Origin of the sequence: Vagococcus sp. AM17-17, assembly GCF_003471765.1 — a bacterium.
In the GTDB taxonomy this organism is placed as follows: domain Bacteria; phylum Bacillota; class Bacilli; order Lactobacillales; family Vagococcaceae; genus Vagococcus; species Vagococcus teuberi.
Genome location: NZ_QRJY01000001.1, coordinates 245,225 through 267,248, shown reverse-complemented (window position 1 = coordinate 267,248; position 22,024 = coordinate 245,225). Strand labels below are relative to the sequence as shown.

At 34.8% G+C, this 22,024-nt stretch carries 23 protein-coding genes; 21 read left to right on the top strand and 2 right to left on the bottom strand.

The annotated features are described in order from the left end of the window. Positions 1-38: 38 nt before the first annotated feature. The 10 genes from DW196_RS01325 to coaE all read left to right on the top strand — a co-directional run bounded on the left by DW196_RS01325 (position 39) and on the right by coaE (position 9,860). The gene (locus DW196_RS01325; RefSeq protein WP_147408660.1) at positions 39-833 is read left to right on the top strand and encodes a hypothetical protein; all 795 of its coding nucleotides are present in this window, start codon (positions 39-41) and stop codon (positions 831-833) included. 111 nt (positions 834-944) lie between these two features. After that, positions 945-2,282 carry a UDP-N-acetylmuramate--L-alanine ligase gene (gene murC, locus DW196_RS01320; protein ID WP_118249653.1) on the top strand — a complete coding sequence of 446 codons (1,338 nt, stop codon included), beginning with the start codon at positions 945-947 and terminating at the stop codon, positions 2,280-2,282. Positions 2,283-2,328: 46 nt separating this feature from the next. Beyond that, positions 2,329-2,811, top strand: coding sequence for a MaoC/PaaZ C-terminal domain-containing protein (locus tag DW196_RS01315; protein ID WP_071456822.1), 483 nt, complete (start codon positions 2,329-2,331; stop codon positions 2,809-2,811). Then, on the top strand, positions 2,786-3,475 hold the full coding sequence (locus DW196_RS01310) for a Bax inhibitor-1/YccA family protein (protein ID WP_118250188.1): 690 nt from the start codon (positions 2,786-2,788) through the stop codon (positions 3,473-3,475). The genes DW196_RS01315 and DW196_RS01310 overlap by 26 nt, the downstream gene beginning before the upstream one ends. 112 nt (positions 3,476-3,587) lie before the next feature. Continuing rightward, positions 3,588-3,977 (top strand): GntR family transcriptional regulator, encoded by a 390-nt coding sequence (locus DW196_RS01305; RefSeq protein ID WP_118249652.1) that lies wholly within the window; start codon positions 3,588-3,590, stop codon positions 3,975-3,977. Next, entirely contained in the window at positions 3,961-5,037 is a 1,077-nt protein-coding gene (locus DW196_RS01300; RefSeq protein WP_118249651.1) for a DUF1648 domain-containing protein, read from the top strand. The genes DW196_RS01305 and DW196_RS01300 overlap by 17 nt, the downstream gene beginning before the upstream one ends. Positions 5,038-5,435: 398 nt before the next feature. Continuing rightward, positions 5,436-5,591, top strand: coding sequence for a hypothetical protein (locus tag DW196_RS11295; protein ID WP_158563490.1), 156 nt, complete (start codon positions 5,436-5,438; stop codon positions 5,589-5,591). Positions 5,592-5,737: 146 nt separating this feature from the next. Further along, the gene (gene polA, locus DW196_RS01295) at positions 5,738-8,389 is read left to right on the top strand and encodes a DNA polymerase I (protein WP_118249650.1); all 2,652 of its coding nucleotides are present in this window, start codon (positions 5,738-5,740) and stop codon (positions 8,387-8,389) included. 18 nt (positions 8,390-8,407) lie between these two features. After that, positions 8,408-9,238, top strand: a complete 831-nt coding sequence (gene mutM, locus DW196_RS01290) for a DNA-formamidopyrimidine glycosylase (protein WP_118249649.1) — start codon at positions 8,408-8,410, stop codon at positions 9,236-9,238. A gap of 10 nt (positions 9,239-9,248) precedes the next feature. Further along, positions 9,249-9,860 (top strand): dephospho-CoA kinase, encoded by a 612-nt coding sequence (gene coaE, locus DW196_RS01285; protein WP_118249648.1) that lies wholly within the window; start codon positions 9,249-9,251, stop codon positions 9,858-9,860. A 22-nt stretch (positions 9,861-9,882) separates the two neighbouring features. On the opposite strand, the gene DW196_RS01280 is transcribed toward coaE, so the two are convergent. Next, positions 9,883-11,499: an MFS transporter gene (locus DW196_RS01280; protein ID WP_233541897.1), complete on the bottom strand. Its 1,617-nt coding sequence runs from the start codon at positions 11,497-11,499 to the stop codon at positions 9,883-9,885. A gap of 298 nt (positions 11,500-11,797) precedes the next feature. Here DW196_RS01280 and nrdR point away from each other — a divergent pair, with 298 nt between their 5' ends. The 5 genes from nrdR to rpmF all read left to right on the top strand — a co-directional run bounded on the left by nrdR (position 11,798) and on the right by rpmF (position 15,504). After that, positions 11,798-12,262, top strand: coding sequence for a transcriptional regulator NrdR (gene nrdR, locus DW196_RS01275; protein WP_071456829.1), 465 nt, complete (start codon positions 11,798-11,800; stop codon positions 12,260-12,262). Positions 12,263-12,289: 27 nt separating this feature from the next. Continuing rightward, entirely contained in the window at positions 12,290-13,693 is a 1,404-nt protein-coding gene (locus DW196_RS01270) for a replication initiation and membrane attachment family protein (protein ID WP_147408659.1), read from the top strand. Beyond that, complete coding sequence (dnaI, locus tag DW196_RS01265) at positions 13,690-14,628, top strand: primosomal protein DnaI (RefSeq protein WP_118249646.1); 939 nt, start codon at positions 13,690-13,692, stop codon at positions 14,626-14,628. The genes DW196_RS01270 and dnaI overlap by 4 nt, the downstream gene beginning before the upstream one ends. An 80-nt stretch (positions 14,629-14,708) precedes the next feature. Next, positions 14,709-15,269 (top strand): DUF177 domain-containing protein, encoded by a 561-nt coding sequence (locus DW196_RS01260; RefSeq protein ID WP_071456832.1) that lies wholly within the window; start codon positions 14,709-14,711, stop codon positions 15,267-15,269. Positions 15,270-15,324: 55 nt separating this feature from the next. Continuing rightward, positions 15,325-15,504 carry a 50S ribosomal protein L32 gene (gene rpmF, locus DW196_RS01255; protein ID WP_071456833.1) on the top strand — a complete coding sequence of 60 codons (180 nt, stop codon included), beginning with the start codon at positions 15,325-15,327 and terminating at the stop codon, positions 15,502-15,504. A 48-nt stretch (positions 15,505-15,552) separates the two neighbouring features. Here rpmF and plsY read toward each other — a convergent pair whose 3' ends face one another. Further along, positions 15,553-16,185, bottom strand: coding sequence for a glycerol-3-phosphate 1-O-acyltransferase PlsY (gene plsY, locus DW196_RS01250; protein ID WP_118249645.1), 633 nt, complete (start codon positions 16,183-16,185; stop codon positions 15,553-15,555). Positions 16,186-16,316: 131 nt separating this feature from the next. On the opposite strand from plsY, the gene DW196_RS01245 reads away from it, so the two are divergent. The 6 genes from DW196_RS01245 (at position 16,317) to DW196_RS01220 (ending at position 21,967) form a co-directional block, all read left to right on the top strand. Beyond that, positions 16,317-16,733: a CoA-binding protein gene (locus tag DW196_RS01245; RefSeq protein ID WP_118249644.1), complete on the top strand. Its 417-nt coding sequence runs from the start codon at positions 16,317-16,319 to the stop codon at positions 16,731-16,733. Positions 16,734-16,920: 187 nt separating this feature from the next. Then, positions 16,921-17,976 (top strand): phosphate/phosphite/phosphonate ABC transporter substrate-binding protein, encoded by a 1,056-nt coding sequence (locus DW196_RS01240; protein ID WP_118249643.1) that lies wholly within the window; start codon positions 16,921-16,923, stop codon positions 17,974-17,976. A 76-nt stretch (positions 17,977-18,052) separates the two neighbouring features. Next, positions 18,053-18,802: a phosphonate ABC transporter ATP-binding protein gene (gene phnC / locus DW196_RS01235; protein ID WP_117972308.1), complete on the top strand. Its 750-nt coding sequence runs from the start codon at positions 18,053-18,055 to the stop codon at positions 18,800-18,802. Positions 18,803-18,804: 2 nt separating this feature from the next. Next, positions 18,805-19,605, top strand: coding sequence for a phosphonate ABC transporter, permease protein PhnE (gene phnE / locus DW196_RS01230; RefSeq protein WP_118249642.1), 801 nt, complete (start codon positions 18,805-18,807; stop codon positions 19,603-19,605). A gap of 15 nt (positions 19,606-19,620) precedes the next feature. Further along, entirely contained in the window at positions 19,621-20,430 is an 810-nt protein-coding gene (phnE, locus tag DW196_RS01225) for a phosphonate ABC transporter, permease protein PhnE (protein WP_118249641.1), read from the top strand. Next, entirely contained in the window at positions 20,423-21,967 is a 1,545-nt protein-coding gene (locus tag DW196_RS01220; protein ID WP_118249640.1) for a bifunctional UDP-sugar hydrolase/5'-nucleotidase, read from the top strand. Before phnE (DW196_RS01225) ends, DW196_RS01220 begins: the two co-directional genes overlap by 8 nt. Positions 21,968-22,024: the final 57 nt, after the last annotated feature.

Genomic DNA, 22,024 nt, shown 5'->3' with positions numbered 1-22,024 from the left:
ATGTTAGAATAAATAAAGTGAATTTAAAGGAATGATGAATGATGAATTTTTCAGATAAACGTAAACATTTTCGATTTCCTGCTTATGATGATGAGACAGGAGTCAAATTAAATAGACAACAACATTCAATAGATAATCCTAATCGTACCTCTGAGAGCTCACAAGCTGATAAAGTGATTTTAGATCCAGTTGAGATGGTATCAGAACCAAAGTATTTCGGTGAGGATGGATTACCTGAGATTGAAATTGAACGTGCTGAACCAACTCGTTTGGTGCAACAAAAAGTTGAAATCAAAAAACCAAAACAAGTCGTAACGCCAACCCAAGCTATTCCTAAAAAGTCAGTAGACAAAAATGTAAGTTTAAATAGCGAAGATGTGGCGATTAAACAAATGAATAACCAAGTCTACGCAGAACCGGTTGAACAAGAATATAAAGCACCACAATCATCTTTTTCAAATAAATTATACGAAACAGACCGAAATGGCCAAGCAAAGTATCGTAAAAAATACAATAGCCGCAAACCATTTGAATCATCGTATCATTTGCCAGGTGAGAATTCACAAGAGCTTTTTAAACCAAAATATATTCCTGCCTCTCTAATAGAAGATAAGATAGAAAAAAAGAATGAAGTCGATTCTTCCCAATTGATTCAAGACTTGAGAAAAGCCTCAGAAGAAAATCTGCTATTGATGGATGAAATAGATCCAGTTGAAATGGTTGATGAAACATTGGCTAGTTCATCTAAGAAAAATAATCGACTAGAAAAATCGTTGTCAGGCATTATGAAAGATGAATCAAGTCAACACTTAGACAACTATTATTTTGACTAAGGGAATACTTACAAGAATCTAATGATTTAAGTAAGTATTTTTTATTGAATTGTTTTCTTAATTGTAAGATAATACATGTTAGTGATAATTAATGAATAGAGGAGTTTTTTTATGGAACTGCAACAAAACAAAATATACCATTTTGTCGGAATTAAAGGAACAGGGATGAGTGCTTTAGCTTTAATCTTGCATCAAAAAGGTTATAAAGTACAAGGTTCTGATATAGCAAAATATATTTTTACTCAGAGAGAACTTGAGTTAGCGAATATTACTATTGAGCCATTCCAAGAAGTAAATATTCAAGAAGATATGGTTGTTATTGCAGGAAATGCGTTTCCTGATAGTCATGTCGAAATAAAAGCAGCTCTAAAAAAAGGCTTGCCAGTGATTCGTTACCACAAATTTTTAGGTGAATTTATTAAACATTTTACAAGTATTGCTGTAACAGGTTCACATGGAAAAACAACCACAACAGGTTTACTATCTCATGTATTCTCTGGTATTGAACCGACAAGTTACTTAATCGGAGATGGAACTGGACACGGAGAACCAAATGCAAATTTTTTCTGTTTTGAAGCATGTGAGTACCGTCGCCATTTCTTAGCATACTCACCAGATTACGCCATCATGACAAATATCGATTTTGATCACCCGGATTATTATCATGGCATTGAAGACGTATTTGATGCGTTTCAATCATTTGCTAATCAAGTCAAAAAAGGCATTATTGCGTTTGGAGATGATAAAAACTTACGTCGTTTGAAGACTAAGGTACCAATTTATTATTATGGTTTAAATGATACAGATGATTTCCAAGCAGTGAATATCAAAAGAACAACAGAAGGATCTTCTTTTGATGTGTTACATAAAGGTAGTAATATCGGTTCATTCAAAGTCCCTACTTATGGTGTTCATAATATTTTAAATGCGTTAAGTGTCATTGCAATTTCACATCTTGAAGGATTCGATATGACATTAGTCGCACAAGAGATGTTGACATTTGGTGGCGTGAAACGTCGTTTTAGTGAAAAACGTGTGTCTGACATGATCATTGTTGATGACTATGCGCATCATCCAGCTGAAATCAAAGTAACGATTGATGCAGCAAGACAAAAATACCCTGATAAAGAAATTATTGCAGTATTTCAACCGCACACTTTTACTAGGACCATTGCGTTACTAGATGAGTTTGCTGAATCTCTTGATCATGCAGACTATGTTTATTTATGTGATATCTTTGGATCAGCTAGAGAAGAAGTTGGCTCTGTTAAAATAGAAGACTTAGGCGTTAAAATTTCTAAAGGTGGCGATTTAATTACATTAGAAAATATGTCACCATTGCTTGACTACCAAGATGCTGTTGTCATTTTTATGGGAGCAGGAGACGTACAGAAATTTGAAGTGGCGTATGAAAGTTTATTAGGAAGTACACGTCCAAACACAATGTAGTTGGTGATGTTTTTTAAATATGGTAAGATAACAAACGAAGGGAGAGATAACCATCGACTCATCAAAAAATAAAATTAAAGCTATTACGGAATTTCATGAAGGTGAGATTTTAAGCATCACAGAAACGCTTGAAGATAGTCAGATATTACTCTATCTAGGGCTTACAAAAGATGCTAACCCATTGTTTATCCAAACAGAATTTGCCGAAGAAACGATCAATGATGCACCAATCGTCCCTAGTATTATGCTGATGGGAATTATATCAAGTAATATCTCAAAGCATTTACCAGGTCCTGGCTGGAATATCGTGAACGTGACGTTTAATTTACTTCGAAATGTGTATCACGGTGAAACACTGACGTTCCATTTTGAAATCATTAATATCGATGAATTAAAACGTACGATGACTCTTTCTGTTAAAGCTTACGATTATGACGATGAGCGAATTTTAAATTCAGTGGTTATTGTCGAACTTAATACAAAAGAGAAAGTGAGAGATGTCAATGGATCAACAACATCAGACAATTGAAAATACAACAGGTTTAGCGAAGTTTTATAGTAAAGTTTACGGCTATTTAGGAGTAGGGTTAGGAATTAGTGCCTTGATTTCTTATCTAGTACTGAATGTATTTGCGGAATCTGTTTTACCAGTCATTTTTGGAAACCCATTACTATTTTGGGGTATGTGGATAGCGCAACTTGTGCTGGTTGTCTATCTTGGGAAAAATGCGTTTAATGACTCTGCAAAATCATTAATTGGGTTTATTGCCTACTCTGCTTTAACTGGTGTCACTATTTCTGTTACCCTTGCTATGTACAACCAACAAGCTATCGTTCGTGCGTTTGTTACGACAGCGATTATGTTTGTGGGTATGTCATTGCTTGGTGTGTTTATCAAAAAAGATTTAAGTGCGATTGGTCATGCTTTATATAGTTTAGTCATCGGAGTTATTATTGCGACGTTGATTAACATCTTCTTCTTGAAAAGTGCACCAGTTGATTACTTTATTTCATACTCAATGGTCGTGATTTTTTCTGGCTTAATTGCGTATGACAATCAAAAAATAAAATTAATCTATCAAGAAAACGGTGCGAAAACAGCATCAGGTTTAGCTGTGTACTGTGCATTAAGTTTATATCTTGATATCGTAAATTTATTCTTAGCATTAGTAAGAATTTTTGGAAGAGATTAAGCGTATTTAAGAAGTCCTTTATAGGGCTTCTTTTTTTATCTGTTTATTTTTGTTATAGTTGACATAGAACGAAAATTGTTATACTATAACTATAACAAAGAGGTGATGGAACGTGATAGAAATAGATACAAAGAGTTTGGTTCCAATATATAGCCAGTTAATATTTCAAATAAAACGAGCTATTGTCTTAGGTCAGTTAGCTCATGGGCAATCTATGCCAAGCGTTCGTGCGTTAGCTGGTGATATTGGGGTGAATATGCACACCATCAATAAGGCGTATAAACTTTTAGTTGATGAAGGTGTGTTGGTACAGGAGAAAAAAGGATTTAAAGTAAGTGAAAAAGAAGTGATTCGAACAAGTGTTGAAAACTGTCAACAAATTCAGCAAAAAATTGATGAGCTATTAATTGATAGTTTAATATTTGGTATTGATCTTGATGCGCTCATGGAAACAAGATTACATGTCATGAAAGGATGTGACACAGATGATTTTGATGATTAGTTTATTGCTTTTGTTTTTAGGTTTTTCTATGGCAATGACACCATATATCGCGCAACGTGGGATTGTTTTTGGTGTAACAATGCCAGAAGAAAATGATGAGATAGCGAAGTTAAAGAAACACTATTTTTTACAAAATATGACTGTAACTGTAATATTTATTATTTTGTCTGTCGTGTTTGATAGAGGGTTTAAAGTAACAGACGAGGTACTGAGTATTTTAATGACTGTTTTTATTTCGTGTCAAATTGTCTATGGTATTATGAGTTACTTTGTGTGCAATCGTCGTATGCTTCGCTACAAAGAAAAAATGATTGCTGAAGGTTACCAACCTAATAAAAAAATAACACTTGATTTATCGTTCCGTGAAAATATGTCGATATTTCCAACGTGGATTTTAATTGCAATTCAATTGATTATTATCGCATTTGAAATAGTTATTACCATTAAAAACCAAACAATTATCCCGAATAAAATTATCATGCAATGGGATTTTCAAGGCAATCCAACACGAATTGTTGATAAAACATGGTTAAATATTTATTCTGCACCTATTATTCAGCTAGTATTAGTATTTATATTAAGTTTTACCAATGAATCCTACAAACGTGGGAAACAACGTGTGATGGACAAGCAGTCAGTGAAATGGAGTCAGTCTTTTAGAAAGATGTCATCTTACATGGGAGCAGTGATTGCCGTGTTGGTCCAAATTATGATGTTTGTCATCCAAATGACAAGTGTGGTTCCATTTCTAACTGAAAAAACAATGACAAAAATATTAATGATTACCATTGGATTGATGCTTCTAGCTATTATAGGACTGATGGTTATATATGGACAAAGTGGGGCGAGATTAAATCAAGAGAGTGCTACACCTGCAAGTTACGATGATGATAAATATTGGAAAGGGGGCATGTTTTATTTTAATCGGGAAGATCCATCCTTTTGGGTAGAAAAAAGAATGGGAATTGGTATGACGATTAATCTAGCAAACTGGAAAGCAGTTGTGTTTGTTGTGGCGCCTATTGTAGTTATACTAGGCATTACTTTTTTTATAGGATAGTAAAAAGACGCAATTTCAATCGAAATTTGCGTCTTTTTGTTTAATCTGAAAAAATTAGTTTTATGCCGAAAAATACTAAAATAGCACCAGCTGATTTATTGATGATATTTTGTGTGGTGTCTTTTTAAAAAACATGTCTAATATGATTTAAAAGTAAGGTATACAGACCAAAAATAGTAAACGTCACGACAATGTATGTTAATCCGAGTACGCCAAAATGCGGAGTAGAGCAGATAGGCCGATAATCGAAAGAAACGTGTGACATATAAGAGCGGTACACGTACCAAAAATTATTTTAAATCCAGCATGATCGTTTTAGGCGTTTTCGATTTATTTATAACAATTAAGATAAATCACTACGATTCACAGTACTTATATATGGATTTCCAAAAGAAGCAATGACATCAGATATTGAGTCTGTTTTTAAACATGACGAGAATGCAACATATTATGTTTTAGAACCAACACCAGTTAGCAATCAAACTGGCCCAACCAATGCTTGGAAAGTGAAACAAGTTGGCCTATTTTACTTTGCGAGTTGTTATGGGGCATAATATTTAGCAACTATTATCGCAAACAAGATAATTAATTAAAAGTTAAGCAGCTAGACAAAAATAAAGCCATCAACGATTTTTTAATTTCGCAATAGCACTCAAAATTTGATAGAATATTAAAAGAAGAACAGAAATGGAGTGTCATAATGGTGAAGAAAAAATTATTATTAGTCGATGGAAATAGTATTGCATTTAGAGGATTCTATGCACTCTATCAATCATTGGAACGTTTCAAAAACAACAATGGCTTACATACAAACGCATTATATGCGGTGAATAATATGCTAGAAAATATTTTAGCAAAAGAAGAACCAACACACGTATTAGTGGCATTTGATGCGGGGAAAACGACTTTTAGACACGCATTTTACGACGATTATAAAGCTGGACGAGCGAAAACACCCAGTGAATTTAAAGAGCAAATGCCTTATTTAAGAGACTTAATTGAAGGTCTTGGGATGAAGCATTTTGAATTAGATAATTATGAAGCAGATGATATCATTGGAACTCTTGCGACAAAATATGGCTCACAAGACGTAGACGTCGTTGTTTTATCTGGCGATAAAGATTTGACCCAATTAGCAAGTGAGTATACGACGGTTGATGTTACAGTAAAAGGTGTCAGTGAAATTGAAAGCTACACACCAGAACATATTATGGAAAAATATGGCTTAACTCCACCACAAATTGTTGACATGAAAGGTTTAGCTGGAGATCAGGCGGATAATATTCCAGGTGTGACTAAAATCGGTGAAAAAACAGCGATTAAGTTATTAAAAGAATACGGCACAGTCGAAGGTGTCTATGAACATGTCGATGAGATGAAGAAAAGTAAGATGAAAGAAAATCTTATCAATGAAAAAGACATTGCCTTCTTAAGTAAAAAATTAGCCACTATCGACACCAATGTACCACTTGATATGACATTAGATGATTTAGCTTATGATGGAAAAAATTTAGAAAAATTGATACCATTTTATAAAGAAATGGATTTTAATTCCTTTTTAGCAAAACTTGATACAAGCAATGTTGAAAGTGATTTAGTAGAGAAAGTTGCCATTCATTACGAAGTGATTTCTGAAATAACTGAAGACATGTTTGAATCAGATATGTCCTTATATGTTGAGATGTTGGGTGAAAACTATCATACTTCACCAATTGTGGGTGTTGCGTTTGGTAACAAAGAAAAAGTATATGTGTCAGATGATATTGAGTTATTGTCACATCCATTGATGATTCAGTGGTTGGAAGATAATGAAAAAACTAAAAAAGTATTCGATGCAAAACGACAATATGTGGCACTAAATCGTTATGGTATTAAACTCAATGATATCAAGTTTGATATGTTATTAGCTGCTTACTTGGCTGATTCGACAAACAATAGTGAAGACTTGGCCCAAATTGCTCATTTCTATGATTATTATGATGTGGACCGTGATGAAGTGGTTTACGGAAAAGGAGCAAAAAAAGGGTTACCTGAATCAGTTGATACATTGTATCAGCATTTAGCTCGTAAAGTTGTGGCAATTGATGTGCTTTATGAAACAATCATGACAGACTTAGATGATAAAAATCAGTCAGACCTGTTTTATGATATTGAGTTACCAATTGCGCTGATTTTAGCTGATATGGAAATCGAGGGCATCACAGTTAATGCCAGTCGTCTGCAAGAAATGAAGGGCGAGTTTGCTGAGAGATTAGGTGAAATCGATCAAACAATTTATGAGATTGCAGGAGAAGAGTTTAATATTAACTCACCGAAACAATTAGGCGTCATTTTATTTGAAAAGATGGGCTTGCCAGTGATTAAGAAAACTAAAACAGGTTACTCAACAGCAGTCGATGTGTTAGAAAAATTAAAAGGTGAGTCGCCGATTATTGAGAGTATCTTATCATATCGCCAACTTGCTAAAATTCAATCAACTTATGTTGAAGGGTTACTAAAAGTGATTTTTGAGGATAATAAAATTCACACACGTTATATTCAAACATTGACACAAACAGGTCGACTAAGTTCAGTTGATCCGAACTTACAAAATATTCCAATCCGATTGGAAGAAGGACGTAAAATTCGTCAAGCATTTGTCCCACGTGAAAAAGGATGGAAATTATTCGCTTCAGATTATTCTCAAATTGAGTTACGAGTTTTAGCCGCTATTTCAGATGATGAACATTTAAAAGAAGCCTTTATTGAAGGGTTAGATATCCACTCTAGTACTGCAATGCGTGTCTTTGGCATAGAAAAGGCTGAGGATGTCGACAGTAACATGCGTCGTCAAGCAAAAGCTGTTAACTTTGGGATTGTGTATGGTATTAGTGATTACGGCTTATCGCAAAACTTAGGAATTACACGAAAAGAAGCACAAGAATTTATCGACCGCTACTTTACTATGTATCCAGGCGTTAAGACGTATATGGAAGATATTGTACGTGAGGCAAAAGATAAAGGATACGTTGAAACATTATACCATCGCCGTCGTTACTTACCAGATATTAATGCTAGAAACTTTAATTTGCGTTCATTTGCTGAAAGAACAGCGATTAACACACCAATTCAAGGTAGTGCTGCTGATATCTTGAAAATTGCGATGATTAAAATCAACAAACGCTTGAAAGAAGAAAACATGCAAGCAACCATGCTGTTACAAGTACACGATGAGTTGGTCTTTGAAGCTCCAGAAGGAGAAATTCCAGCTTTACAAAAATTAGTTGAAGACACAATGAACCATGCTGTTGAGTTATCTGTGCCATTAAGAGCAGATAGTAGTTATGGTGACACATGGTATGATGCAAAATAACTTAAAGGGGTAGAACCAATGCCTGAATTACCAGAAGTTGAGACGGTCAGAAAAGGTCTTGTCCAACTTGTTAAAGATAAAGAAATAAACAATGTGATTGTTGACTGGGGAAAAATTGTCGAGTCTCCTGAAGTAGATGATTTTATTCATACACTTGTTGGTCAAAAAATATTAGACGTCGACCGACGAGGAAAATTTCTAATATTTAAACTAAGTCAAAATGATATGATTAGCCATTTGCGAATGGAAGGAAAGTTTGAATATCATAATCAAACAGACGACATTCAAAAACACACGCATGTCCGTTTTCAGTTTACTGATGGGACAGAGTTGCGCTATTTAGATGTCAGAAAATTTGGTCGTTTATCACTTGAGCCAAAAGGTCTTGGTGAAGAGTATAAAGGAATTAAAAAACTTGGACCTGAGCCAGTGGTACCAGATTTTGATTTAGAAGTATTTAGAGAACAACTGAAGAAAAAAAATCGTGCAATTAAGCCTTTATTACTCGATCAAACGCTTGTGACAGGATTAGGAAATATTTATGTAGACGAAGCATTGTATCAGTCATGTATTCACCCAGAACAAGTCGCTTCGAAATTAACCAAAACAGAAGTTGATGCACTACATTCAGCGATTATCGACGTACTTGCTACAGCTGTTGAGGCTGGTGGTACGACGATTCGAACATATAAAAATGCCTTAGGAGATGCTGGGCATTTCCAAGTGTATTTATCGGCATACGGCAAGCAAGGGGAACCTTGTAAGCGATGTGGCCATTCAATCGAAAAAATAAAAGTTGCCCAACGAGGTACGCATTTTTGTCCAGTTTGTCAAGTCACACACGATTAGGAGGATGAGCATGACGTATTTATTAGGCTTAACAGGAGGCATTGCTTCCGGAAAATCAACCGTTACGCAAATGTTTAGATCAAAAAATATTCCAGTTATTGACGCAGATATTATCGCAAGAGAAGTCGTTAAACTAGGAAAACCAGGACTAGAAAAGATTGTGTCACACTTTGGTAAAGATGTGTTGTTAGAAGACGGCACGTTAGATCGAAAAAAATTAGGAACGATTATTTTTAATGATGATGCCAAACGAGCATTACTCAATCATATTTTGTCTGATGAAATTCGTACGCGTATTTTGGAAATGATTGAACTTTGTAAAAAATCTGATCCGTCACTCATCGTTCTTGATATTCCACTTTTATATGAAGGTGGTTATGACGAAATAGTGGATGATGTTATGGTTTGCTATGTACCAAGAGACATTCAGCTAAAACGTTTGATGGCTCGTGATCATCTCAAAGAAAATGATGCGATTAAACGAATTGACAGCCAAATGAGCCTAGAAGAAAAGAAATCACGGGCTGATGTGGTGATTGATAATAGTGGACGAATAGATGAAACACTGAAACAAGTACAAACTTGGTTTGATACAATTATAAAAGAAAAATCACCTGAATAATCTTTTCAGGTGATTTCTTTTTTTATTTTGTTGCGTTGTTTTTTCGTTTATATAAACCGAACGTTAAAACAAAACTAATTAACATAATGATTGATGCAATACCAATTGTTTTGACCACACTATTAGTAAAATTATTGTCTAATTTTTTAACGATATCATTTTGAATATCTTTTGTTAAGTGCCACTCTTCTGGATTAGATTGTTTTAATACTCTAATAGAAGAACCGGCACTACCAATAACACTTGATTCAAGTGATTTTTGGACTTGTGTTGGTAGGCCAACATTATCTAAAGTATGTGGGATATCATGTTGTAATTGTAATCCAAAAATTGTTCCGATAATCGCAATCCCTAAAGCAGAACCAATTTGACGAACAGTTGATTGGATACTTGATCCTTGACCAGATTGAGCAGGTGGCACGTCTTTTAAGACGATAGAGGTTAATTGAGCAGAAGCAAAACCTAACCCAATACCATAAACTACTAACCAGACAATAATCCATGTTAAGCCATTATTTGGATCAACCGTTTTAAAGAATCCAAAAAAGCCAAGTGTTTCTAAGAATAAACCAAGTGACACAACAAATGATGACGATGTTTTCTCAACGATAAATGACGCCATCCCGCCAGCTAAGAATGCACCAAGTCCCATCATTGCTAAAATTGCACCTGATTTAATTGGACTTAATGTTAAGATGTTTTGTAAGAATAAAGGCAATAGGAATAGTAATCCTGATTCACCAATTGCCACAATCCCAGCAATCGTATTTCCCAATGAAAAACTTTTGAATTTGAATAAAGATAAATCAAGTAAATGAGATTTTTTATTTTTAATCAAATGAGCTTCCCAAACTAAGAATAATGCAAAGAAAAGAGCTCCTACAACAAGTAACGTTGGGATAATGGATAAGTTAAAGAGTGTTGGGTGATCGCCTTTTACATGCCACCAACCATAATTACGGCCTTCAATAATACCAAATACTAATAAAATTAAGCCGATAGTTGATAAAATAAATCCAAAAAAGTCAAACCCGCTTGTCATTTTTTCGCCATATGTTTCTGGTAAATATTTTAATGACGCTAAAATAATAAATAACCCAATAGGTAAATTAATCCAGAAAATCCAATGCCATGTCATGTAAGTGGTGAAATAACCACCAAGTAATGGTCCAATCGCTGCCATACCAGAAATCACAGAACCCCATACGGCAAAAGCGACAATCCGATCTTTACCGAAAAAGAGTGAATTAACAGCGGATAATGTGGTTGGAAGAACTGTTGCCCCACCTAAACCTTGAATTGAACGGGCTGCTAACATAAAGGTGATATCTTTAGAGAAACTTGCCATAATAGATCCTACTAAAAAGATGGCAATCCCTATAATCAACATTTTTTTTCGTCCGAAATTATCGGCGATGCGTCCCATTGTAATCAAAAGGGAAGAAAAAATTAAAGAATATAGCGTGATAATCCACTCAGCATCGGTAAAGGATAATTTTAAATCTTTCATAATAACTGGAATAGATACATTGACGATTGTTCCGTCAATAACAACTAATGAAACAGATAAGGCTAAAATCGCTAATGCCCACCATTTGTGTTTCACTGTTTTTGGTTGTGCTGCTGTTGTGTTTGTCACTTAAAACACCTCACTTAAATTTTTATTACGACTGTATCTTACACCTAAAGTGACAATCTGTCACACGATTTGCGAGAAAATCAAACTTTTTTTACAAGTGACTTCAAAATTGCTTTTTTTTGGTGAAAAAATTCATGAATAGTCATAAAATATCCTGAAAAGAGTCGAAAAAGTGTGATGAATATTTGAGTAAGGAATTTCTAGAAAATTGTTTATCTATACCAACAGCAGTATTACATGTTATAATAGTCCTACTATTTAGTCTATCAAGACGTCTTTAAAGAAGAGGTGAAAAGAAATGCAATGTCCAAGATGTCACTATAGTGGATCGCGAGTGGTAGATAGTCGTCCAGCAGATGACAATCGTGCTATTAGACGTAGGAGAGAATGTGAAGATTGTGGCTTTCGTTTTACAACGTTTGAACGCATAGAAGTGTCGCCATTGCTTGTAGTAAAGAAGAATGGTGCAAGAGAAGAGTTTAATCGTGAAAAAATATTAAGAGGCTTAGTCCGATCAGCGGAAAAACGTCCAGTGTCAATGGATCAAATGGAACAAGTTGTTGAGAAAGTTGAAAATAGGATTCGAAGTATCGGAGAAAACGAAGTCTCAACGAATTTAATTGGTGAGTTTGTAATGGAAGAACTAGTTAATCTTGATGAGATAGCTTATATAAGGTTTGCCAGTGTCTACCGTCAGTTTAAAGATATGAGTGTCTTTTTGAAAGAGTTACAAGAAATTATTGATAAAGAGCAAGTAGATTAATAGATAGAGAAAGTGATGTGAGAATAGGTGACTAAAACACAGCCCCATTTAAAGCCTAAAGATACATTTGAGGTACATTACTGTAGCTTGTTAAATGGAGAAGATACACGTGTTTTAAACCTACTGTATCAACCAATTGTTGGTGGTAATGCGTTAGTGTTGTATCATAATTTAATCATTAACAAAGACAGTTTTAAAAAACCAACCAGGCATTTTATTTTACAAGATATGATGAATAACGGGCTTCAAGAATTGTATCAAGCAAGAACTAGACTTGAAGCAATTGGGTTATTAAAAACATATGTCCGAAAAAAAGATGAGGGGTATCATTATATCTACTCTCTTAACAATATATTATCTCCACAAGTTTTTTTATCTGATGAGACACTATGTTTGTTGTTATTAGATAGAGTAGGTGAAGATCGATTTAATTACTTAGTGGAATTATTTAAACCGGAAAAACTTGATTTATCTGAATACACAGATGTAACAAGTAGTTATGTTGAGGTATTTCATATTGCATCAGAACGTTTGGTACAAGCCAACGAACTTTTATCAGACACGACGCAACAAATGAAAGAAGCGCCTGTGGGTAAAAAACCTGAAATAGAGCCAAAAACATTTGATTGGGATTTTTTCTTTGATAGTTTGGCTGGATTAAATATTGATGAATCGTTCTTAGTTAATGAGTTTAAACCAATTATTTTAACGGTTCATGGGTTATATGGCATTAATGAACTTGATATGATTAATCATGTTAAGTATTGTTTGGACTATGTGACTAATCAAGTTGATGTCAAAGAGTTTAAGAGACGTATCTATAAGACGTATCATCAAGCTAAAAAGCCAACTGGACAAAATACGGTACAAGCTCAACCAACGATAAATAGTGACGAACAACTTAGCCGACATAAAAATGATTTAAAACATCAAGGATTCACTCAACAAGAGATTGATGTTATCGTCTCTTGTGAGAAGATTCCCCCACTTGTATTTTTGAAATCAATTAAAGATCAGAAAAACGGGTTTGTCTCACAGAATGAACGGTGGACGATAGAAAACTTGAAGAAACAGTCAAACTTACCTGTTGAGGTTATTAACATGTTGATACACTATTGTTTAGTTGTTTTGGGTAATTCATCTTTAAACCAGAATATGGTAAATACTATAGCCAATGACTGGTCACAGCATAAGATTACAACGGCATCTGCAGCACTCATTCAAGTAAAGAACTTTAAAAAAGAGTCTGAAAATAAAAAAGTGAAGAAAACATATAATCGAAACTACACAAAACAACCTGCTAGAAAAGAAACCTTACCAGAATGGGCAAGTAGTGCTACTGTGAGAAAAGAAACACCTTTAGCAGGAGATGAGTTGAAGAAACTAGAGGCGCAACTCAAACAATTTAATCAAGGTGGTGGATCATCATGAAACACATAAACCAGCATTTAAATCGAACGGTGAATAACCAAAATATTAACGATCGATTAATTCAACTGATGGAAGTTGTACAAAAAGATAAAGATGTACAAGAATTTATCGCATCAAATAGAGAGTATTTATCTGATGAAGATATTTTAAAAAGCTCAGCAAAGCTTTATGAATATGTAAAAGAAAAAGAAAAATTTTTAACCAATGATGCTTCTATGATTGCTCCTGGCTATGAACCAAAATTGTTTTTAAATCATCACTTTATTGATGTAACGTATGTACCGACAGAGGAATTGATTCGCAAAAAAGAATACGAAACAGTTCGTAATAGGGTAAATGCCATTTCCATGCCTAAAGACATTAAAGATGCTTCCTTGGATTCGTTCAACATTACCTCTGAGCGAAAAGAAGCATTAAGTGCTTCTATTACATTTATGAATGATTATCTAGACAATCCTAAAGAATTTCATCAAGGTTTATATTTGTATGGAACTTTTGGCGTCGGAAAAACGTATTTATTAGGTGCAATTGCAAATAGTTTAGCAATCAAAGGCGTGAAGAGTACAATTTTACATTTCCCAACGTTTTGTGTGGAAATGAAACAATCAATCAAAGATGACAGTGTGGCTTCTAAACTAGATAGTGTAAAAAAAACACCTATCCTAATGTTAGATGATATTGGAGCAGATTCGATGAGTACATGGATAAGAGACGATATACTGGGTGTTATCTTACAGTACCGTATGCAAGAAAAATTACCAACGTTTTTCTCATCTAATCTAGACATGAAACAACTCGAAGAAGAGCATCTACGCTTCTCACAAAAAGGAGACGATGAGCCGCTTAAAGCTAAGAGGATTATGGAGCGAATCAAGTACCTCTCAAAACAAATCACCATGATTGGTGAGAACCGTCGTTTAGATAACGAGTTTTAACGTCAGTCTGTTATCAAAAACTGATTGACAAAGGGATTACAGACTAGTATAATTATTTTTGTTGCTTAAGGAGTGATAGAATGAAGTGGGCTTTATCAGAACTAAATAAGTTTCGTGGAAGTCAAGTTGATTTTGAAGAAACGATTGATTTAAACGCCTCTTTAGAACAAAGAGAACCATCTATTATTGATATTTCTCCGATTAAAGTAAATGGGTTTTTAAAAGTTGATGAGTTGGGTTATTACGCTCATATGACGGTTGAAACCATTCTTACTGTACCATCATCTCGTTCGCTTGAACCTGTTGAGTTGCCACTAGACCTCATCATTGATGAAGAATATATGACACCAAGGCAGTATGATGCATTGAAAGATGTACCAGAAGATGATAAAAACTTGATAATTGTATTGGAAAAAGATTTGATTGATTTAACAGAAGCAATTGAAGACTTTATCCTACTAAATTTACCATTACAAGTCTTAACAGAAGAAGAAAAGCAATCAACAGAATTACCAAAAGGAGACTTTTGGCAAGTTGTTTCAGAAGATGATATTATCGAAGAGTTAGAATCTGAAACACAATCAACCATTGATCCTCGTCTTGCTAAATTATCTGACTTTTTCAAGGAAGATGAGCAGTAGGATTGGAATATATGTGACTTGTCACGTATTTAAGTTAGTAGGGAGGTGTATCTAAATGGCAGTACCAAAAAGAAAAACGTCAAAAGCTCGTAAAAATAGACGTCGTACTCATTACAAATTGTCTGCACCAGGTTTAACAGCTTGTAGCAACTGTGGTGAAATGAGAAAATCTCATCATGTGTGCCCTTCATGTGGTCATTATGATGGAAAAGACGTTATGACTAAAGAAGCATAATTTACATTTTTAATAGAAAATGTAAAACCGTTAGACTAACCATGGAGTCTAACGGTTTTTTGTTTTTCTTAAACCAAAATTTATTTTGCTTTCTGTACCTGATTTAATACGTTTAATGTTATCTTTATGACGTAAAATAATAAATAGCGTAATCGCCACAGCCAGTGTGGTTAATAACCAGTTCTGTTCTGCTAAAACAAATGGTGCATAAATTGGTAGTAATATAGTAGAGATTGTAATAATAATGGCACTAATCATACTAGCTAAACTCACTGTACTCGTTAAAAACAAGAATAAAACAAACAGACTAGCTGAATAGATAAAAAATGTTGGTGAATAGGCTAATAACATCCCTGCACTTGTCGCAACGGCTTTGCCACCTTTGAAATGGCCAAATATTGGGAATGTATGTCCAAAAATAGCTGCAACACCAAACCACAATGGGTCAATTGATAAACCAAACCACATCGGTAAACTCGTTGCTACCGTTCCTTTTAGTATGTCCATAAATAAAACGGCTGTTCCGGCACGTTTTCCCAGTACACGGAAAGTATTAGTCGTTCCAGTGTTACCACTACCAAATTCTCTAATATCTTTATGGTAAAAGATCTTGCCAATCCAAACCCCCGATTGTATCGAGCCTAACAAGTAGGCTAATATAAATAACGAAATAGTTTTCACGTTGTATCCTCCTTAAGGTCAGTCATTATTTTACCATGAAATAAACGAGTGAACAATTGAGATAGGCACATTATGGGAAGTAAATAGCAAATTTTGTTATAATTGACGTATAAAATAGGGAGGTCATTAATATGGCATATAAAGATTTAGGCGACCAAAAAGTAAAAGAGATTTTAACTAATGCAAAGACTATCGCAGTTGTTGGTCTAAGTGATAATCCTGAAAAAACAAGTTACCGTGTAGCAGAAGTCATGCAAAATGCTGGATATAAGATTATTCCAGTTAACCCAATGAAAGAGGGTAAAACAATTTTAGGTGAAAAAGTCTATCCTTCTATTGAATTAGTTGATCAACCAATTGATATTGTCGATGTCTTTAGACCAAGTGCAGCTTTAGTAGATGTGGCGAAAGATTTTTTAAAATCAGAAGCACCTGTTTTTTGGGCACAATTAGGGATTGAAAATGATGAAGCAGCTGACCTTTTATATGATAATGGTATAACAGATGTTATCATGAATCGCTGTATTAAAATCGAATTACAAAAGTAATCAACAAGTGCAAAATTGCACTTGTTTTTTTAATCTTCCTTTAAACGTAAAATTAGTATAAAAAATAGATAAAACGTTCGTTTTTAAGACGAATTTTAATAAATGTAATTGCTTTTATATTGTTAAATGCTATAATTTAAGAGTATTCAAGTATGTGAATACAGACGATTAAAAGGAGGAACGAGTGTTGTTTAAAAAAGTTGTGAAGTATACAGGTCTAGTTGCATTGGTAGCAACTTTAGGCGCATGTGGTAGCGATTCTGCTAAAGATAAAGGTAGCGAATCAAGTAAAGGTAAGGATGACAAAACCATTGAAACATTATCAGTTGGTTTTGTCCCATCAAGAGATCCAGAGGAAATTGTTTCAGCAACAGAACCTCTGAAAGAATTAATGCAAAAAGAGTTAAAAGAACAAGGATACGATGTTAAAAAAATCGATATCACTGTTGGAACTAACTTTGAAGCTGTTGGTGAGTCACTAGATTCAGGTACACTTGACATTGGATTTATTCCAGGTGGTACATATGTATTATATGATCAAGGGGCAGAACCTATCTTAACTGCAACACGTTCTGGATTGTCAATCGACTCAGACGAAGCAAAAGTTTGGAATGAAAATAAACCAACTGAGCCAACTGACAAACAAGTTGATTCTTACCGTGCGTTAATGATTGCTGGACCATCTTCAAAAGGCCAAGCAGTTGCTGATAAAGTAAATAAAGGTGAAAAAGTATCATGGGATGATTTAAATAACCTTTCATGGAGTGTGATGAGTTCATCTTCTCCAGCTGGATATATTTACCCAAGTCTATGGTTAAACGAAAACTACGACAAAAAAATCACTGATTTAAAAAATATCGTTCAATCAGATTCTTACGGTAGTGCCTTTGCTCGTTTAGCTTCAGGTCAAGTTGATGTGGTATTAACTTATGCTGATGCTCGTCGTGACAATGAAGAAAACTGGAAAAAAGAGTTTGGCCGTGACAAATCTATCTGGGATGAAACAAACGTTATTGGTGTAACACCAGCGATTTATAACGATACTATCTCAGTAAGTAAAAACTCAAAAACAATGACAGATGATTTGAAAAAAGCGTTACAAAAATCATTTATCAACATCGCTAAAACAGATGAAGGTAAAAAAGTTATCGGTATCTACAGTCATGAAGGATATGTCGAAGCAAATCCTAAAGACTATGATAATGAACGAAAAGCACAAAAATTAGTTCAAGACGCTAAATAAATTTAAGAAAAACGACACGTCAAACTGCGATCATCTCTTTTGATGATGGCAGTTTGTTTTTAGAAAGGATTTTAAGATGATAAAGTTTGATAATGTCCAAATGGTTTATCCAAATGGTTATGTGGGATTAAAAGATATTGATTTAGAAATTGAACAAGGTGAGTTTGTTGCAATCATCGGACTATCAGGAGCAGGTAAATCAACCTTAATTCGTTGCGTCAACCGTATGCATGACATTACAGAAGGAACATTGATGGTTAATGAGACAAACGTTGGCAAAATTAAAGGAAAAGAAATTAGAGCGTTTCGTCGTCAAATTGGAATGATTTTCCAATCATTTAATTTGATTACTCGTGCAACTGTATTAAAAAATGTCATGATTTCGTCTGTTCCAGAACTTCCTTGGTGGAGACGTGTGTTTGGTATTTTTCCAGAAGACGTCAAAGTGACAGCTTTAGAGTCTCTTGATAACGTTGGAATTTTAGACAAAGCGTTTGTCAGAGTGGATCAACTATCTGGTGGGCAACAACAACGTGTGGCCTTAGCTAGAACACTCGCCAGTCATCCTGAAGTGATATTAGCCGATGAGCCAGTTGCCGCTCTTGATCCTGTCACAGCAAAAACGGTCATGGATGATTTTAAACGCATTAACAAAGATTTAAATATTTCCGTATTAATTAATATTCACCATGTTGATTTGGCATTAGAATATGCTGATCGAGTGATTGGAATTAGACAAGGACAAATCGTGTATGATGGTCCATCAAAAGACGTGACAGAAGATGTGTTATCAACCATTTATGATGGGGATAAGAAAGGAGAGTAACCATGCGTAAAAAAACGATCACTTTGCCGAATGGAAAACAAGTCGTTCAAAAAGCATCTTACACTCCGCTCATTGTGTTATTGGTTCTTATTTTCATGTACATCTCTATACAAGTAACACAATTTAACTTCACGCAATTAATAACTCGTGGCGATCAGTTTTTTGTGATGCTAAAAGCTATGTTTCCACCTAAAATGGACTTTTTAAGTAAAGTTTGGACACCACTGTTTGACACGATTAAAATGTCACTCTTAGGGTCACTTATTGGGGCAATTTTGGCTGTTCCATTTGCTATATTGGCTTCTAATAATATTGTAAAAAATCGCTTTGTTTCTTCTTTATTCAAACTGATTTTAAGTTTTTTAAGAACTCTACCAACAATCGTTATCGCGTTAATCGCAACTTTCGTATTTGGTCTTGGAACAATGGCCGGTACCGTTGCTATTTTCATCTTTACGATTTCATATGTAGGAAAACTAACTTACGAACAAATCGAAGCACTGGATATGTCGACATTTGAAGCACTTGAATCGATGGGACTAACTCGTTTACAAGCCTTTCGTTATAGTGTGATTCCAGCTATTTTACCATCTTATCTATCGACATCTTTATTTAACTTCGAAGGAAACTTACGATATGCCTCCATTTTAGGGTATGTTGGAGCCGGTGGGTTAGGTATCTTGTTGAATGAACAATTGGGTTGGCGTGATTATGGAAATGTTGGGACGATTTTAGTGGTCTTAGTTATCACTGTTGGCATCATCGAAACAATCAGTGAATATTTCCGCAAAAAATTACAATAGAAAAGGAAGACATATATGAATCAACGTATTTTAACTGAATTAAACAAAGAACCAAATAAGACAAAGCAATACGTTATTTTAGTAGCTGTCTTGCTTGGGGCGTTTATCTGGTCATTGTCAGCGTTAAATTTTAACGCGATGGACGAAGGTGGCGGCAAAATCGCTGCAAACATCCTTAAAGGGATTGTTCAACCAGATACCAATCTATTATTTAACGGCACAAAACAAGGTGTCCCTTACTTATTATTTGAAACCATCTGTATTGCCTTTTTAGGAACGATCTTCGGGGCGATTTTATCAATCCCGATTGCCTTTTTAATGGCACCAAGTATTATGCCAAAACCAGTTTATCTATTCATGAGAGCTTTTGTAGTTGTCATTAGAACGATTCCAGCATTAGTCTATGGGTTAATGTTTATCCGTGTGACTGGACCTGGTCCATTTGCCGGTGTGATGACTATGTCTCTTACCTCGATTGGAATGGTATCAAAATTATATGTAGATGTTATTGAAGAAATTGATACAGGTATTTTAGAATCAATGGATTCTTTTGGGTGTACAACGTTTGAAAAAATTCGTTTTGGGATTATCCCACAATTAATTGCTAACTTTACCTCAATTACTATCTATCGTTTCGATATGAACTTACGTGATGCAACTATTCTTGGTTTAGTAGGAGCTGGAGGTATTGGAGCGCCGCTTATTTTTGCGATGAACTCATATCGTTGGAATCAAGTTGGCTCAATTTTAATTGGATTAATCGTGTTAATCTTAATTGTTGAAGTCGTATCAAATTATTTGAGAGGAAAATTAGTCAATGGATAAGATAACAATTCTTTCTACCAGTGATACACATGGTTATTTATACCCGACAGATTTTAGAGCAGTCAATCAAGATTTGTCATTTGGGTTATCAAAAGCTGTCACAGCCATTAAAGATGAACAGGCTAAACAAGATGGGACTGTTGTATTAATCGACAATGGCGACTTTTTACAAGGCTCACCGATGAGTTACTATCTGTCGAAACAAAAGAATAGTAAACAAGTCGCTGATATCATGAATTCAGTTGGCTATGATGTGGGTGTTCTTGGTAACCACGAATTTAATTATGGGGTTGAGTACTTACTTGATACAGTGAGTCAACTGAACTACCCAATCGTTTGTGCGAATATTTTAAATGATAAAAATGAGCCACTAACAGGGCAGGCCTATGTGATTCTTGAAAAAGATGGGTTGAAAATTGCGGTGTTAGGACTGACAACACCCTATATTCCAAATTGGGAGCAACCTGAAACCATAAAAGGTCTGACATTTTTATCTGCTCTTGATACAGCAAAACAATATGTGCCGAAACTTAAAGAGGAAGCAGATATTGTCATTGTGAGTTATCATGGTGGATTTGAAAAAGATTTGCAGACTGGTGAAGCAACTGAAAACTTAACAGGGGAAAACGAAGGTTATGATATCGTGACCCAAGTTGAGGGAATTGACGCGTTTGTTACTGGTCATCAACACCGAGTGATTGCAGAAAAAGTCAACGACACACCTGTGACTCAACCAGGGGACAAAGCCAAATACGTTGGAAAAATGACGTTGATATTAGATGATTATAAACAAGTGACAGACTCAACAGCTGAGTTATTATCTATGACTGACTATGAGGCGGATAAAGAGATTGTAGACACATTTAAACCAGTTTTAGATACTGTCGAAAATTGGCTGGATCAACCACTTGGACACATTGAAGGCGACATGACGATTACTGATCCGATGAGTGTGCGAATCAATGGACATGCCTATATTGAATTCATTCAAGACGTACAGATGGATGCGACAGGCGTTGATATTTCTGGAACAGCATTGTTTGATAATGACAGTAAAGGATTCCAGTCTGATGTAACCATGCGTGATATCGTGACAAATTATATTTATCCGAATACTTTAGCTGTTCTCACTGTTTCAGGGCAAGATTTGAAAGATGCCCTTGAACAAAGTGCGGAGTATTTTACTCTTAATGAGGATGACGAAATTGTCGTGAGTGACAAATTTTTATACCCTAAAACAGAACATTACAACTATGATATGTATAGTGGTGTTGGCTATAAAGTTATCGTATCAAATCCTGTAGGCCAACGTGTTGTTGAGTTGACTTATAAAGGTAAGCCAGTTGATATGACAGACGAACTTGACATCGTGATTAATCAATACCGCGCAGTTGGGGGCGGAAATTACGCGATGTTTGATGCGTCAAAAATTATTAAAGAAGTGACAGTTGATATGACTGAACTTATTTCAAACTTTTTACAAACACACCCAACTTATCAAGCAAAAACGAAATTTGATTTCAAAGTCGAAAAATAAAACTAAACCTTATCATTCTTAAAACTTTAATGATACTTCTTTACCGGCTAGCTAACA

Bases quoted from the DNA above. Each gene is read 5' to 3' on its own strand.
- murC (WP_118249653.1), top strand. From the start codon at position 945: ATGGAACTGCAACAAAACAAAATATACCATTTTGTCGGAATTAAAGGA.
- DW196_RS01245 (WP_118249644.1), top strand. From the start codon at position 16,317: ATGGCATATAAAGATTTAGGCGACCAAAAAGTAAAAGAGATTTTAACT.
- DW196_RS01220 (WP_118249640.1), top strand. From the start codon at position 20,423: ATGGATAAGATAACAATTCTTTCTACCAGTGATACACATGGTTATTTA.
- DW196_RS01325 (WP_147408660.1), top strand. From the start codon at position 39: ATGATGAATTTTTCAGATAAACGTAAACATTTTCGATTTCCTGCTTAT.
- DW196_RS11295 (WP_158563490.1), top strand. From the start codon at position 5,436: ATGACATCAGATATTGAGTCTGTTTTTAAACATGACGAGAATGCAACA.
- DW196_RS01310 (WP_118250188.1), top strand. From the start codon at position 2,786: ATGGATCAACAACATCAGACAATTGAAAATACAACAGGTTTAGCGAAG.
- polA (WP_118249650.1), top strand. From the start codon at position 5,738: ATGGTGAAGAAAAAATTATTATTAGTCGATGGAAATAGTATTGCATTT.
- phnE (WP_118249642.1), top strand. From the start codon at position 18,805: ATGCGTAAAAAAACGATCACTTTGCCGAATGGAAAACAAGTCGTTCAA.
- phnC (WP_117972308.1), top strand. From the start codon at position 18,053: ATGATAAAGTTTGATAATGTCCAAATGGTTTATCCAAATGGTTATGTG.
- DW196_RS01260 (WP_071456832.1), top strand. From the start codon at position 14,709: ATGAAGTGGGCTTTATCAGAACTAAATAAGTTTCGTGGAAGTCAAGTT.
- mutM (WP_118249649.1), top strand. From the start codon at position 8,408: ATGCCTGAATTACCAGAAGTTGAGACGGTCAGAAAAGGTCTTGTCCAA.
- coaE (WP_118249648.1), top strand. From the start codon at position 9,249: ATGACGTATTTATTAGGCTTAACAGGAGGCATTGCTTCCGGAAAATCA.
- nrdR (WP_071456829.1), top strand. From the start codon at position 11,798: ATGCAATGTCCAAGATGTCACTATAGTGGATCGCGAGTGGTAGATAGT.
- phnE (WP_118249641.1), top strand. From the start codon at position 19,621: ATGAATCAACGTATTTTAACTGAATTAAACAAAGAACCAAATAAGACA.
- rpmF (WP_071456833.1), top strand. From the start codon at position 15,325: ATGGCAGTACCAAAAAGAAAAACGTCAAAAGCTCGTAAAAATAGACGT.
- DW196_RS01300 (WP_118249651.1), top strand. From the start codon at position 3,961: ATGATTTTGATGATTAGTTTATTGCTTTTGTTTTTAGGTTTTTCTATG.
- dnaI (WP_118249646.1), top strand. From the start codon at position 13,690: ATGAAACACATAAACCAGCATTTAAATCGAACGGTGAATAACCAAAAT.